Raw genomic sequence first — 517 nt, forward strand, 5'->3', positions numbered from 1 at the left:
GAGATTCCACGTCTTCGGCAGACGGCTTATACCCGATTATTATCCACGCAGGATTCCTCGACTAGTGAGCTGTTACGCACTCTTTAAATGAATGGCTGCTTCCAAGCCAACATCCTAGCTGTCACGGCAATCCTACTTCGTTTGACTAACTCAGCCGTCATTTCGGGACCTTAGACGATGGTCAGGATTCTTCTCCTCTCGGGACCGGACCTTAGCACCCGGCCCCTCACTCCACGTGTCAAACCGGCAAGCATTCGGAGTTTGTCAAGACTTGATAGGCGGCGAAGCCCTCGCATCTTATCAGTCGCTCTACCTCATGCCGGTAATCACGCAGGCTGCACCTAAATGCATTTCGGGGAGTACGAGCTATCTCCAAGTTTGATTAGCCTTTCACCCCTACCCTCATCTCATCCAGAAGCTTTTCAACGCTTATTGGTGCGGACCTCCATCTGGTGTTACCCAGACTTCATCCTGGACAAGGGTAGATCACTTGGTTTCGCGTCTGCCACTGCCGACT

General features: G+C 52.0%; 1 rRNA gene. It reads right to left on the minus strand.

From position 1 onward, the window contains the following. Positions 1–517, minus strand: a 23S ribosomal RNA gene (locus M3087_RS14275); the annotation flags it as partial.

The sequence above is a fragment of the Mediterranea sp. ET5 genome (genome assembly GCF_023337025.1).
In the GTDB taxonomy this organism is placed as follows: domain Bacteria; phylum Bacteroidota; class Bacteroidia; order Bacteroidales; family Bacteroidaceae; genus Phocaeicola_A.